Here is a 13,078-nt window from a genome sequence, read left to right on the forward strand (position 1 = left end):
TCTTTTCGTTTAATCGTCAACTTGCAGAATGGCCAGGAATGCTTCCTGCGGCACCTCGACGGAGCCCACCTGCTTCATGCGCTTCTTGCCGGCCTTCTGCTTTTCCAGCAGCTTGCGCTTGCGGGTGATGTCGCCGCCGTAGCATTTTGCCAGCACGTTTTTACGCAAGGCCTTGATGTTCTCGCGGGCGATGATGTTGGAGCCGATGGCGGCCTGGATCACCACGTCATACATCTGGCGCGGGATGTGCTCGCGCATCTTGGCGGCCACGCCGCGGCCGCGGAACTGGCTTTGCTGGCGATGCACGATCAGCGACAAGGCATCGACCCGGTCGCCGTTGATCAGGATGTCCACCTTCACCACGTCGGAGGCGCGGTACTCCTTGAACTCGTAGTCCATGGAGGCATAGCCGCGCGAGACGCTCTTGAGCTTGTCGAAGAAGTCCAGCACGATCTCGGCCAGCGGCATCTCGTAGGTCAGCATGACCTGGCGGCCGTGGTAGGCCATATTGATCTGGTTGCCGCGCTTCTGGTTGGCCAGGGTCATGACCGGGCCGACATAGTCTTGCGGCATATAGAGATGCACGGTCACGATGGGCTCGCGGATCTCCTGCATCTGGCCCAGCTCGGGCATCTTGGAGGGGTTCTCGACCTCGATCACCGTGCCGTCGTTCAACAACACCTCGTAGACCACGCTGGGCGCGGTGGTGATCAGGTCCTGATCGAACTCGCGCTCCAAACGCTCCTGCACGATCTCCATGTGCAAGAGACCCAGGAAGCCGCAGCGGAAGCCGAAACCCAGGGCCTGCGAAACCTCGGGCTCGTAGCGCAGCGAGGAATCGTTGAGCTTCAACTTCTCCAGCGCGTCGCGCAATTGGTCGTACTCGCTGGCCTCGGTCGGGTAGAGGCCGGCAAAGACCTGGGGCTGGATTTCCTTGAAACCGGGCAAGGCCGTCTCGGCCGGGCCCAGGTTGTTGGGCAGCTTTTTCTCCAGCGTGATGGTGTCGCCGACCTTGGCGGCCTGCAGCTCCTTGATGCCGGCGATGACAAAGCCCACCTCGCCGGCGTTCAGCTGCTCACGCTTCTCGGACTTGGGCGAGAACACGCCCAGGTGCTCGGCCGGGTAGACGGCGCCCGTGGCCATCATGCGGATGCGCTCGCCTTTTTTCAGCGTGCCATCCACCACCCGCACCAGCATCACCACGCCCACATAGGCGTCGTACCAGCTGTCGATGATCATGGCGCGCAAAGGGGCCTCGACCACACCCTTGGGCGGGGGCATGCGGGCGATCACGGCTTCGATGATCTCGTCGATGCCCATGCCGGTCTTGGCGCTGCAGGGAATGGCGTCGGTAGCGTCGATGCCTATCACGTCCTCGATCTCGGCCTTGGCGTTGTCGGGGTCGGCGCTGGGCAGGTCCATCTTGTTCAAGACCGGCACCACCTCCACACCCAGATCCAGTGCGGTATAGCAGTTAGCGACGGTCTGCGCCTCCACGCCCTGGCTGGCATCCACCACCAGCAGCGCGCCCTCGCAGGCCGACAGCGAGCGGCTGACTTCGTAGGAGAAGTCCACATGGCCGGGCGTGTCGATCAGGTTGAGGTTATAGGTCTTGCCGTCTTTGGCCTTGTACTGCAGGGCCGCGGTCTGGGCCTTGATGGTGATGCCCCGCTCGCGCTCGATGTCCATCGAGTCCAGCACCTGCGCCTCCATCTCACGGTCCGACAGACCGCCACAGCGTTGAATGATGCGATCTGCCAGCGTGCTCTTGCCGTGGTCGATGTGGGCGATGATGGAGAAATTACGGATGTGATTCATGCTGTCTTCTGCGGCGCGGAGCGGATTTACAAGGGCGCAAGCCCTTGCGTTGGAGGCTCTCAATCGCGCGGCGATGTGATGGCCTTGAGAGGCCATGCCGTAAACAAAAAAAAGGCACGTCGAAACGGTGACGCGCCTTCCAACAAAACGTATGGCAACTGCTTGTTGGGCTTCCATTGTAGCGAAAAGCCCTGTTCTGGAAACCGCCCCACCCCGGCTTTCAAGGTCGTTGCGGCCCGCCAACATCAAACTTATCAACAGCTTATCCACATGGCATCTGGGATATCTTGTGGAAAAGCCGAGGCCCCTAGCAGCCTCCTGAGCTTTGAGCCCGTTTGCAGCGCGTCAGCCATGCAAAGAGTGCAATTCGCTGCCGGATTCTAGCCGACCGGCTCAAGAATCCAGGCCGACAGGACTAAGTTAGCGCCTGCAAACGGCAATTCTGGGCGATTGGCGAGCCCTTCTGGATGAAAAACTGCGGGGGCAATTTTTCATGATGAGGAAAGACCCGCCAGTGCACTCCGTTTTAATGCACAGGCCGCAGCAGCACAAAGCTGACCACATCGTCGCGGCGTACCACCAGATTGATGACCTTGGCTTTTTCCAGCTTGGCCAGTTGGGCCTGGAACTGCTTGACGCTGCTGACCTCGACATTGTCCACCGACAGGATCAGATCGCCCTCGCGCAAACCAGCTCGCGCGGCCACACCGCTGGCGCCGTCCACACGCACGCCGGCGCGCAGCTTCAACTCCTTCTTCTGCGCCTCCGGGATCTCGGAGATCTGCAGACCCAGGGCCGCCGTCGAACTGGGCGCTGCCTTGGCATCGGGTTCGCTGCCGGCGCGCGCCTGCTTGTCGCTGGGCATCTCGGCGATGGTGATGCTGAGGTCTTTGTAGGCGCCGCGGCGATAGACCTGCACGCTGCTCTTGGCACCGGGTTTGAGTCCGGCCACAACACGACGCAGATCGCTGGCCTTCTCGATGGTCTTGCCGTCGAACTTGGTGATCACGTCGCCGCCCTCGATGCCGGCCTTGTCGGCCGCGCCGCCCGCCGTGACGCTGCGTATCACCGCACCGGTGGGCTTGCCCAGGCCGATGGACTCGGCCACCTCCTTGCTCAAATCATCGGGCGCCACGCCGATGAAGCCGCGCACCACCTTGCCACTGCTACGCAACTGGTCGGAGACACGGATGGCCTCGTCGATGGGGATCGCAAACGAGATGCCCATAAAGCCGCCGGACTGGCTGTAGATCTGCGAGTTGATGCCCACCACCTCGCCGCGCATATTCAGCAACGGGCCGCCGGAGTTGCCGGGGTTGATGGCCACATCGGTCTGGATGAAGGGCAGGAAGTCGCCAGTGTCGCGCGCCTTGGCGCTGACGATGCCGGCGGTGACGCTGTTGTCGAAGCCGAAGGGCGAGCCTATGGCCATCACCCACTCACCCACCTTGAGCCGGCCCACATCGCCGATCTTCACCGCAGGCAGGCCGCCGGCTTCGATCTTCAGCACGGCCACATCGGTGCGCACATCGGTGCCGATGATCTTGGCCTTGAACTCGCGCTTGTCGGTCAGGGTGACGAAGACTTCGTCCGCGCCATTCACCACATGGGCATTGGTCATCACATAGCCGTCGGCGCTCAGCACAAAGCCGGAGCCTATGCCGCGGCGCTGCGGCGCCTCGTCCTCACCGCCCCGCGGAGCACCGCGACGCTGACCCGGCAAGGGAATGCCGAAGCGGCGCAGAAACTCCTGCATCTGCTCGTCCATCTCGGGCGCACCGTTGGCAGCGGTCTTGGCGCGCTCGGAGGTGCGGATATTGACGACGGCCGGGCCGACCTTTTCCACCAGCTCGGTGAAATCCGGCAGATCCCGCGCCTGGGCCGCGGCCACCGTGGGCGCCAAGCTCAAGCTCAGGGACAGCACCGCGGCCGATATCAGAATGCGGGTGAAGCCCGGTTTGCGGGTGACGGCAAGAGTTGCGGATGAAGGCCGGGAAGTGACGGACGTTGAAGGCATGGTCGATTCAAGTGCTCACAAAGGGTTCAGGGAATGGGGCCGCGGCACGGCGCCCAGTGCTCGGGATTTTGGGGCCAAGACCCAGGGATTCAAGCTTAATTTACGCATGGCAACAAGCGTGCAAACTATATTGGCATGGCCCTGCAGAGCTTGCGAAAGTCATGGGCCTGGCGGCTCGCTGACCTTGGCCGAATAAAGCGTGGCGCGCAGCGCCGTCCAATGCGCGCCGAGCGCCACACGCGCGAGGGGCAGATAGATCGAAGTCCGCCATAGCCCCGCCTCGGCTGGTTGCAAACGCAGCAGCATCCAGTCCCCCAGATCCATCACGACCTGGACCCGGACCCGGGTGAGCACCGGGGCAAGCAGGCTGTCGGCGTAGCGCCAGCTCTCGCCATCCCATTGCAGGCGTCGAGGCGCGAAGGAGGCGCAGCGCCAGGCCCACCAGCCCGCCAGGGGCGTCAGCGCGAGACTGGGCCAGGCCCGATTGAAATGCGCGATCAAGGCGGCACAGGCCGCCACCGCGGCCAGGCAGCTCAACGCAGCAATGAAGAGCTGCAGGCGTGGCTGTGGCCACACATCGATGCGGAAAGCCGGGGCGCGACGCGGGCTCACGAAAAACCAGACCGCGCAGCCCAATGCAAAACAGGCCCGCAGGCCTGTTCAAACATCGCAGGGACAGCGTAGCTTCTTGCTTGCGCGACGCTGGCCCGGTCCATAAGGCCTCAGATCTTCTTGAAGATCAGCGTCCCGTTGGTGCCGCCGAAGCCGAAGTTGTTCTTGGCGGCGTACTCGATCTTCATGGGCCGCGCCTCGTTGGCGCAGTAGTCCAGGTCGCACTCGGGATCCTGGTTGAAGATATTGATGGTGGGCGGCGCCACCTGATTGTGCACGGCCAGCACGGTGAACACGGACTCGATGCCGCCCGCCCCACCGAGCAGATGCCCGGTCATGGACTTGGTGGAGCTGATCACCAGATTCCTGGCGTGCTCACCGAAGGCCAGCTTGATGGCATTGGTTTCGTTCAGATCGCCCAGCGGCGTCGAGGTGCCGTGTGCGTTCATGTAATTGATTTGATCAGCGTTCAGTCCGGCATTGCGCAAGGCCGCCTTCATGGAGCGCTTGGGACCGTCCACGCTGGGCGCGGTCATGTGGAAGGCATCGGCGCCCATGCCAAAGCCCGCGAGCTCGGCATAAATCTTGGCACCACGCTTTTTGGCGTGCTCGTACTCTTCGAGCACCAGCACACCGCCGCCCTCGCCCAAGACAAAACCGTCGCGGTCTTTGTCCCAGGGGCGGGATGCGGTCTTGGGATCCTCGTTGCGCGTGGACAGGGCCCGCGCCGAGGCAAAGCCTCCGATACCCAAGGGCGACACGGTCGATTCCGCGCCGCCGGCAATCATCACATCGGCATCGCCGTATTCGATCAGCCGCCCTGCCTCACCGATGGCATGCAAGCCGGTGGTGCAGGCCGTCACGATGGCCAGGTTCGGACCTTGGAATCCGTACTTGATCGAGACATGGCCCGAGATCATATTGATGATCGAGGCCGGCACGAAGAAGGGCGAGATGCGGCGCGGACCGCGCGCCACGTACTCGGCCTGGGTTTCTTCGATCAGCGGCAAGCCGCCAATGCCCGAACCCACCAGCACGCCGATGCGCTCGGCTTGTTCTTCGCTCAACTGATCACCGGTCGGCAGACCGGCGTCCTGCACCGCTTGAATGGAGGCCGCCAATCCGTAATGGATGAAACGATCCATCGTCCGCGCTTCTTTGCTGGACATGTAGTCGGCAACATCGAAGCCCTTCACCTCACCAGCGAACTGGCAGGAGAAAGCGGAAGCATCAAATCGGCTGATGCGGTCAATGCCGGACTGACCGGCCAGGATATTGGCCCAGCCCTCAGCCACCGTGTTACCCACGGGGCTGATCAGACCAAGACCAGTGACGACGACGCGACGACGGCTCATGCGGTGCGGGGATCAGTTAGTCGAAATGCCGGAGCTTTGCAGCTCAGGCCTTCTGGTGCTTGACGGCGTAGTCAATCGCCAGCTGAACGCTGGTGATCTTCTCGGCTTCTTCATCGGGGATTTCGATGCCGAACTCGTCTTCGAGTGCCATCACCAATTCCACGGTGTCGAGCGAGTCGGCGCCCAGATCGGCCACAAAGGCCTTTTCGTTGGTCACATCGGACTCAGGGACGCCGAGTTGCTCGGCGATGATTTTCTTGACACGTGCTTCGATATCGCTCATGGACTCCTCCGGGAGGGGTTTGCTAGGAACAGCCCGGGATTCTAAGGCCTCTAGGGTGGCGACTCTAGGAAGAGAGGCAAATCACACTGGAGGGCCTTCACCGGCCGGGCAAATCCGGTGGGTGCCGGCGGGATGCCAGCACCTCAAATCAATTCATAAACATGCCGCCGTTGACGTGCAGCTCACTGCCCGTAATGTAGGCGGCCTTGGGCGAAGCCAGGAAGGCGACGGCATCGGCAATTTCCCGCGCCTCGCCCAGGCGTCCCAGCGGGATCTGCGCCAGCAAGGCGGTTTTCTGCGCCTCGGGCAGCACTTCGGTCATGTCGGTGGCGATGAAACCGGGGGCCACGCAGTTGACGGTGATGCCGCGGCTGCCCAGCTCGCGCGCCAGCGAGCGCGTCATGCCCGCCACGCCGGCCTTGGCGGCGGCGTAATTGGCCTGGCCGGGGTTGCCGGAGGCACCCACCACCGAGGTGATATTGATGATACGGCCATAACGCTGTTTCATCATGGTGCGCATAACGGCGCGGCTCATGCGGAAGACGGCCTTGAGATTGGTGTCAATCACCGCGTCCCAGTCCTCGTCCTTCATGCGCATGGACAGATTGTCGCGGGTGATGCCGGCGTTGTTGACCAGCACCTGCAGGCCGCCATTGGCCTTGACGATGGCCTCCACGGCCGCATCCACAGCGGCAGCATCGTTGACGTTGAGCGCGATGCCGCGACCGCCAAAAGGCGCCAGGGCTTCGCCGATGGCGGCGGCGCCGGCTTCGGTCGTGGCCGTGCCGACGACGATCAAGCCTTGCTCGGCCAGGCCCAGGGCGATGGCCCGGCCAATGCCTCGGCTAGCGCCGGTGACCAGGGCGACCTGGCCTTTGAATTGTTCAGTCATGATTTGCTCCACACTCAAGCCAGCAGGGCGCGCGCTTCGGCCAGGCTGGCAGGGTCAAAAATAGTCGCACTGACGATCTCGCCATCGATGCGCTTGGCCATGCCGGCCAGCACCTTGCCGGGACCGCATTCGATGATGGGATTCAGGCCTTGCGCCTTCAAGGCCTGCACCACTTCCACCCAGCGCACCGGGCCGAAAGCCTGGCGGTACAAGGCATCGCGCAGAGCGGCGGCATCGCTGACCGAAGCCACATCGATATTGTTGATAACGGGGAATTGCAGCGGCGCAAACTCGGTGGCGGCCAGGCGCTCTTGCAGGCGCTCGGCGGCGGGCTTCATCAGGCTGGAATGGAAGGGGGCCGACACGGGCAGCAACAGGGCGCGCTTGGCACCCGCAGCCTTCAGCAGCTCGCAGGCCTTGTCCACGCCGGCTTTGCTGCCGGCGATGACGGTTTGCTTGGGGTCGTTGAAATTGACCGCTTCGACCGCCTCGCCCGTGGCCGCTGCTGCGGCGACACAGCCCTCGCGCACGGCCTGGGCCTCCAGGCCGAGGATGGCCGCCATGGCGCCCACACCCACGGGCACGGCCTCCTGCATGGCCTGGGCGCGGAAGCGCACCAGGGGCAGGGCCTGAGCCAGGCTCAGGGCACCGGCGGCCACCAGGGCCGTGTACTCGCCCAGCGAATGGCCGGCTGCGGCGGCGGGCACGAGGCCGGTCTCGGCGACCCAGGCACGGTAGCAGGCAATGCCGGCCGTCAGCATCACCGGCTGGGTGTTGGTGGTCAGGTCCAGCTCTTCCTTGGGGCCCGTCTTGATCAGGGCAGCCATATCCTCGCCCAGAGCTTCCGAGGCTTCGGCCAAGGTGCGCAGCACCTCGGGATGATCACCCCAGGCATCCAGCATGCCCACGGCTTGCGAGCCTTGGCCCGGGAAAACGAATGCGAATTTCTTGCTCATACAAAGACTCGGGTCAAAGGTCCAGGAGCACGGCGCCCCAGGTAAAGCCGCCGCCCACGCCTTCCAGCATGACGGTGTCGCCGGGCTTGATGCGGCCATCGCGCACCGCCACGTCCAGGGCCAGCGGGATGGATGCCGCCGAGGTATTGCCATGCTGGTCGACGGTGACGATCAGCTTGTCCAGCGGCAGCTTCAGTTTCTTGGCAGTGCCATGCATGATGCGGATATTGGCCTGATGCGGGATCAGCCAGTCGATCTCGGCATCGCTGCGGCCGGCCTTGTCCAGCACCGAGCGGGCGACTTTCTCCAGCACGCCCACGGCCAGCTTGAAGACGGCTTGGCCATCCATCTTGAGCAAGGGGTCGCCGGTAACCCGGCCACCCGACACCGAGCCAGGCACGCACAGAATGCCCGAGTGGCGGCCATCGGCATGCAACTCGGTGGCCAGGATGCCCGGGGTCTCGCTGGCGCTCAGCACCACGGCGCCGGCGCCATCGCCGAACAGCACGCAGGTGGTGCGATCCTTGAAATCCAGGATGCGGGAGAACACTTCCGCACCCACGACCAAGGCCTTGCGGGCCGAGCCGGTGCGTATCATCGCGTCGGCCACCGTCAGGGCGTAGACAAAGCCCGAACACACGGCCTGCACGTCAAAGGCAGCACCGCCGGCAATGCCAAGCTTTTGCTGCAAAAGGCAGGCGGTGGAGGGGAAGATCATGTCGGGCGTCGAGGTCGCGACGATGATCAGGTCGATCTCGCTGGCCGCGATGCCGGCCGCTTCGATGGCGGCAAGAGCGGCGGGCAGGGCCAGGTCGCTGGCCGTCGCGCCGGCCTCGGCAAAGTGGCGGGCGCGGATGCCGGTACGCTCGACGATCCACTCATCCGAGGTTTCAACACCATCGGCCGCGAGTTGCGCGGCCAACTCCACATTGCTCAGGCGCTTGGGAGGCAGAAAGCTGCCAGTGCCAATGACGCGCGAGTACAGCGGAGCGGCGGGAGTCGATGAGGGTGAGGAAGAAGGCTGAGAGAAATTCTGATCGGATGTGGTCATGCAGCATGGACGACCGGGGTCGCCTTGTCTCCTGAAGCGCCCGCCTCATCCGCCGGTTTGCCTGCCTCGGTCGCCGAGGGCATGGTCTGCAAGGTCGCGATGATGCGGTCGTGAACCCGGTCCAACAACCGGTTGCGGGCCGCATCATAAGCCCGGTTGAGGGCATTCTCGAAAGCGAAGGCATCGGCGGAACCATGGCTCTTGAAGACCAGGCCCCGCAATCCGAGCAGCGCCGCACCATTGAAACGGCGGTGGTCCACACGCCCTTTGATACGCTTCAAAACCGCCAAAGCCAGCACTGCCGCAGCCTTCGTCAGCCAATTGCGGCCAAATTCTTCGCGCAGGATGGCCCCTATCATGCCCGCCAAACCCTCGGCCGTCTTCAATGCAACATTGCCCACAAAGCCGTCGCAGACGACCAGATCGACCGTGCCCTTGAAGATGTCATTGCCCTCGACATTGCCAAAAAAGTTCAGCTGACCGGCCGCATCGGCCTGGCGCAGCAGCTCGCCGGCACGCTTGATGACCTCGCTGCCCTTGATCACTTCCTCGCCGATATTGAGCAGGCCGACCTTGGGTTCTTCCTTGCCATCGACCGCCGCAACCAGAGCACTGCCCATCACCGCGAATTGCAACAAATGCTCGGCCGAGCAGTCCACATTGGCGCCGAGGTCCAGCATGGTGGTGTAACCGCCCAGCTGGGTGGGCATGACCGAGGCGATGGCCGGGCGGTCAATACCGTCCAAGGTCTTGAGCAGATAGCGCGACACCGCCATCAAGGCCCCGGTATTGCCGGCCGACACGCAGGCATCGGCCCTGGGCGCCTGCTCACCCTGCGCCTTCAGCTGCTGGATGGCGACCCGCATCGACGAGTCCTTCTTGCGGCGCAGGGCCACTTCGACCGGATCGTCCATGGCCACCACCTCGGACGCGCCGACGATGGTGCAGCGAGGCCAGTGAGCCGCAGCAGCCAAGGCTTCGGGCAAGCCCACCAGCAGCAACTCCGCCTGGGGATGCGCAGCCAGAAAGGCCTGGCAAGCCGGCAGCGTGACGGAGGGCCCATGATCGCCACCCATGCAATCCACCGCCAGACGAACCACACCCAGAGGCTGAACGGCAGCCGCCGGCGAGCCCAGGCCTTGAGACGCGGGCTGCGCGGGCGCAGAAGATGAGTTGGTGAGGACAGAGGACATCAGATCAATGCCGGTTGGCCCGAGCAAGAAGACGAGGGAGATGAGAACGCATGAACATGACAGCAGCGCATGCCGCCAAGCCACAAACAAGACCCATCAGAAACACAAAAACCCGGCACTGCAGCAAAGCACAGGCCGGGAAATTGTAAAGACAAGCAAGGATGGCAAGGTTCGAGCTCGGCGGGGCCACGAGGCCTCGCGATCGAACCAGCGTCGCTCTATTTAAGCGTCAGCCTTGGTCTTCAGGACCTTGCGGCCACGGTAGAAGCCGGTGGGGCTGATGTGGTGACGCAGATGCACTTCACCGGTGGTGGGCTCGATTGCCGTGCCCGGGGTCACCAGAGCATTGTGCGAACGGTGCATGCCACGCTTGGAAGGCGACTTCTTGTTTTGCTGAACAGCCATGAAATTCTCCTAATGGCCGACGAGGGCCGACTTAAATCCGGTGATCGAGACTGGTGCTTCGCCGCATTTTCCGATTCGGCTGATTTGGCAACAAAGACGCAAAGCCCCTGCCAAACCCAAAAACCCAGACACACCCCGGACACCGCTTGACGCTGTGCACGATCCTCAGCGCACTGCTGCGCCAGCCGTCGTCTGTGCCGCAGACCTCGAAACCTGGAAAAACCTGGGGCTTCGCGCGCCTTGCCTGTATCTCAACGCCAGTGGCCGTGTGAGCCACCCGCCTGATCTACCGCACCGTCAACAAACTTTGATGATCGAACCGGGGAAAGCCGGCGATTGTAGCACGGCGTTTTTGCGCCATCAATGCCGGCCCCACAAGCCCGCCCGATTCAGGCCTTGCCTTTCTTCAGCGCGGCCAGTGCAGCAAAAGGATTGGGGCGCTCTTCCAAGGCCTCATCCGCGGCATCCAAATCATCCGCCGGCGCGACCAAGGGCTGAGAGCACACCTCGTGGCGCGGCACCAAGGGCAAGGACAGGAGCAACTCATCCTCCACCATCTCCAGCGCATCCAGGCTGCGCGAGAGCACCAGCACATCGTCGTCGCTCTCGGCATCCAATTCGGCGGCTTCAGACTCATTGCGGGCAAAGCGGTATTGGCGCTCGATGTCCAGGACCTCCTCGACCGGCTGCAAGCAGCGCTGGCAGGTCATTTGAACAGTGGCCTTGGCCTGCAGATGCAGCCAAACCTGGGCCTCGCCGCCACGCGGCTCACGCCGCTCGCCGCGCAAGCGCCATTGCACGGCAGGCCAGGCCGCGGCCGGCGCATCGGGGGCGCCGGATTCGGCCAAACGCTGCATTTCCGCCGCGGGCCACGCGCCTTCCAGCGAGGCAGCATCACGGGCAAAGGCCGCGACATCCAATTTTCGAGGGAGAAAAACATGCTCTTTCATGGCTGCAAGTGTAGAGCCCCGCCAGGATCAGGCCGCCACCACCGCTCCGCCCTCGGCCTGCCCTGCGGCGGCAATGCGAAAATCAAAGCATGCATGACACCCCCAACCCTGCCGCACCCAAGCGACCCGCCGAGCCCCAAGCTCCACGCCCCCTGATCCTGGGCTCCACCTCCCGCTACCGCCGCGAACTATTGCAGCGCCTGCGCCTGCCTTTTGAGGTCTACGCGCCCGATGTCGACGAAACCCCCCTGCCCGGCGAGCGCCCGGCCGACTTGGCCCAGCGCCTGGCCCTGGCCAAGGCCCAGGCCGTGGCCCGCCAGCACCCCGAAGCCATCGTGATCGGCTCGGACCAGGTCGCCGATCTGGAAGGCGATTCGATCGGCAAGCCAGGCGACCATGAGCGCGCCGTGGCACAGCTGCGCCGCATGAGTGGCAAGACCGTGGTGTTTCAAACCGCCGTCGCCGTGGTCTGCGCCGCCAGCGGCTTCGCCCGGCAAGACCTGGCAGCGGTGCGGGTGCAGTTCCGCGAGCTCAGCGACGCCGAGATCGAAAACTATCTGCGGACTGAGCAGCCCTATGACTGCGCCGGCAGCGCCAAGTCGGAGGGCCTGGGTATCAGCTTGCTGGCCGCCATCGATTCGGACGACCCGACCGCCTTGATCGGCCTGCCCCTGATTCGCACCAGCCAGCTGCTGCGCCTAGCGGGTCTGGATGCCCTGGCCACACCCACCGGAGCATCCGCATGAAAAAAGGCCGCCTCTATCTCGTCCCCAACACCCTGGACTTTGGCGTCGAGGGGGCTGCCGTTGACCTGCAGACCGTGCTACCCCTGCACATCATCCAGACCGCCGCGCGCCTCGAGCACTGGGCCGCCGAAAGCGCCAAGACCACCCGCGCCTTCCTCAAGCGCGTGGACGCCATCTGCCCGCTGAGCCAGCCCCTGCAGGAGCTGCGCATCACCGAGCTGCCGCGCCCACCCAAGGGCCGGGCGAACGATTTGCTCAACCAGAACCAGGCCTGGAACGCCTTGCTGGCGCCGGCCCTGGCGGGCCAGGACCTGGGCCTGATCTCGGAGGCCGGCCTACCCGCCGTGGCCGACCCGGGTGCCCTGCTGGTGGCCGCCGCTCACGCGGCCGACATCGAGGTCATTCCCTTGAGCGGCCCCAGCGCCCTGCTGATGGCCTTGTCGGCCAGCGGCTTGAATGGACAGAGCTTCGCCTTTGTGGGCTATCTACCGGTCGAAGCGCCGGCTCGTGCGGCACGTATTCGCGAGCTGGAAGCGCTGTCGGCCCGGCAGCAGCAAACCCAGCTGATGATTGAGACACCCTACCGCAACTCTGCCCTGCTGCACGCCCTACTCAGCACGCTGAAGCCGCAGACACGCCTGTCCATCAGCTGCGGCCTGAGCCTGGAACAGGGCTGGACGCGCAGCGCGACGGTGGCCGAGTGGCGCAGCTCGGGCGAGTCCATGCCGGACAAGGTGCCGGCGGTGTTCTCGCTGCTGGCCTGAGAATCAAAAAAGCCCGATCAAGCGATCGGGCTTTTT

Annotated in this window: 13 protein-coding genes; 2 read left to right on the forward strand and 11 right to left on the reverse strand. The window is 64.0% G+C overall.

What is annotated here, in order from left to right; translation table 11 throughout:
• Positions 1–9: 9 nt before the first annotated feature.
• The 11 genes from lepA to HNP55_RS04545 form a co-directional block, all read right to left on the reverse strand.
• Positions 10–1,818, reverse strand: coding sequence for a translation elongation factor 4 (gene lepA, locus HNP55_RS04495; protein WP_184296526.1), 1,809 nt, complete (start codon positions 1,816–1,818; stop codon positions 10–12).
• A 526-nt stretch (positions 1,819–2,344) separates the two neighbouring features.
• Entirely contained in the window at positions 2,345–3,835 is a 1,491-nt protein-coding gene (locus HNP55_RS04500) for a DegQ family serine endoprotease (protein ID WP_184296529.1), read from the reverse strand.
• 159 nt (positions 3,836–3,994) lie between these two features.
• A complete protein-coding gene (locus HNP55_RS04505; RefSeq protein WP_184296531.1) occupies positions 3,995–4,447 on the reverse strand; it encodes a hypothetical protein in 453 nt (150 codons plus the stop codon).
• Positions 4,448–4,557: 110 nt separating this feature from the next.
• The gene (gene fabF, locus HNP55_RS04510; RefSeq protein ID WP_184296533.1) at positions 4,558–5,802 is read right to left on the reverse strand and encodes a beta-ketoacyl-ACP synthase II; all 1,245 of its coding nucleotides are present in this window, start codon (positions 5,800–5,802) and stop codon (positions 4,558–4,560) included.
• Positions 5,803–5,845: 43 nt separating this feature from the next.
• On the reverse strand, positions 5,846–6,085 hold the full coding sequence (gene acpP, locus HNP55_RS04515; protein ID WP_102767677.1) for an acyl carrier protein: 240 nt from the start codon (positions 6,083–6,085) through the stop codon (positions 5,846–5,848).
• Between the two features lie 148 nt (positions 6,086–6,233).
• Complete coding sequence (gene fabG, locus HNP55_RS04520; RefSeq protein ID WP_184296535.1) at positions 6,234–6,977, reverse strand: 3-oxoacyl-ACP reductase FabG; 744 nt, start codon at positions 6,975–6,977, stop codon at positions 6,234–6,236.
• A 14-nt stretch (positions 6,978–6,991) separates the two neighbouring features.
• A complete protein-coding gene (fabD, locus tag HNP55_RS04525; protein WP_184296537.1) occupies positions 6,992–7,933 on the reverse strand; it encodes an ACP S-malonyltransferase in 942 nt (313 codons plus the stop codon).
• A gap of 13 nt (positions 7,934–7,946) precedes the next feature.
• Entirely contained in the window at positions 7,947–8,984 is a 1,038-nt protein-coding gene (locus tag HNP55_RS04530) for a beta-ketoacyl-ACP synthase III (protein WP_184296539.1), read from the reverse strand.
• Positions 8,981–10,084 (reverse strand): phosphate acyltransferase PlsX, encoded by a 1,104-nt coding sequence (plsX, locus tag HNP55_RS04535; protein ID WP_348648660.1) that lies wholly within the window; start codon positions 10,082–10,084, stop codon positions 8,981–8,983. Before plsX ends, HNP55_RS04530 begins: the two co-directional genes overlap by 4 nt.
• Positions 10,085–10,399: 315 nt before the next feature.
• Positions 10,400–10,582 carry a 50S ribosomal protein L32 gene (rpmF, locus tag HNP55_RS04540; protein ID WP_009552540.1) on the reverse strand — a complete coding sequence of 61 codons (183 nt, stop codon included), beginning with the start codon at positions 10,580–10,582 and terminating at the stop codon, positions 10,400–10,402.
• Positions 10,583–10,971: 389 nt separating this feature from the next.
• Positions 10,972–11,532 (reverse strand): YceD family protein, encoded by a 561-nt coding sequence (locus tag HNP55_RS04545; RefSeq protein WP_184296543.1) that lies wholly within the window; start codon positions 11,530–11,532, stop codon positions 10,972–10,974.
• An 89-nt stretch (positions 11,533–11,621) separates the two neighbouring features.
• Here HNP55_RS04545 and HNP55_RS04550 point away from each other — a divergent pair, with 89 nt between their 5' ends.
• Both HNP55_RS04550 and HNP55_RS04555 read left to right on the forward strand, forming a co-directional pair.
• Complete coding sequence (locus tag HNP55_RS04550) at positions 11,622–12,278, forward strand: Maf family protein (RefSeq protein WP_184296545.1); 657 nt, start codon at positions 11,622–11,624, stop codon at positions 12,276–12,278.
• On the forward strand, positions 12,275–13,042 hold the full coding sequence (locus HNP55_RS04555; protein WP_184296546.1) for an SAM-dependent methyltransferase: 768 nt from the start codon (positions 12,275–12,277) through the stop codon (positions 13,040–13,042). Before HNP55_RS04550 ends, HNP55_RS04555 begins: the two co-directional genes overlap by 4 nt.
• Positions 13,043–13,078 lie beyond the last annotated feature (36 nt).

Origin of the sequence: Roseateles oligotrophus, from assembly GCF_014204525.1 — a bacterium.
GTDB lineage: Bacteria > Pseudomonadota > Gammaproteobacteria > Burkholderiales > Burkholderiaceae_C > Paucibacter_A > Paucibacter_A oligotrophus_A.

Excerpts from the sequence above, each read along its gene's own strand:
- HNP55_RS04545 (WP_184296543.1), bottom strand. The coding sequence starts at position 11,532 with ATGAAAGAGCATGTTTTTCTCCCTCGAAAATTGGATGTCGCGGCCTTT.
- HNP55_RS04530 (WP_184296539.1), bottom strand. The coding sequence starts at position 8,984 with ATGACCACATCCGATCAGAATTTCTCTCAGCCTTCTTCCTCACCCTCA.
- rpmF (WP_009552540.1), bottom strand. The coding sequence starts at position 10,582 with ATGGCTGTTCAGCAAAACAAGAAGTCGCCTTCCAAGCGTGGCATGCAC.
- HNP55_RS04555 (WP_184296546.1), top strand. The coding sequence starts at position 12,275 with ATGAAAAAAGGCCGCCTCTATCTCGTCCCCAACACCCTGGACTTTGGC.
- fabG (WP_184296535.1), bottom strand. The coding sequence starts at position 6,977 with ATGACTGAACAATTCAAAGGCCAGGTCGCCCTGGTCACCGGCGCTAGC.
- HNP55_RS04550 (WP_184296545.1), top strand. The coding sequence starts at position 11,622 with ATGCATGACACCCCCAACCCTGCCGCACCCAAGCGACCCGCCGAGCCC.
- acpP (WP_102767677.1), bottom strand. The coding sequence starts at position 6,085 with ATGAGCGATATCGAAGCACGTGTCAAGAAAATCATCGCCGAGCAACTC.
- lepA (WP_184296526.1), bottom strand. The coding sequence starts at position 1,818 with ATGAATCACATCCGTAATTTCTCCATCATCGCCCACATCGACCACGGC.
- HNP55_RS04500 (WP_184296529.1), bottom strand. The coding sequence starts at position 3,835 with ATGCCTTCAACGTCCGTCACTTCCCGGCCTTCATCCGCAACTCTTGCC.
- fabF (WP_184296533.1), bottom strand. The coding sequence starts at position 5,802 with ATGAGCCGTCGTCGCGTCGTCGTCACTGGTCTTGGTCTGATCAGCCCC.
- fabD (WP_184296537.1), bottom strand. The coding sequence starts at position 7,933 with ATGAGCAAGAAATTCGCATTCGTTTTCCCGGGCCAAGGCTCGCAAGCC.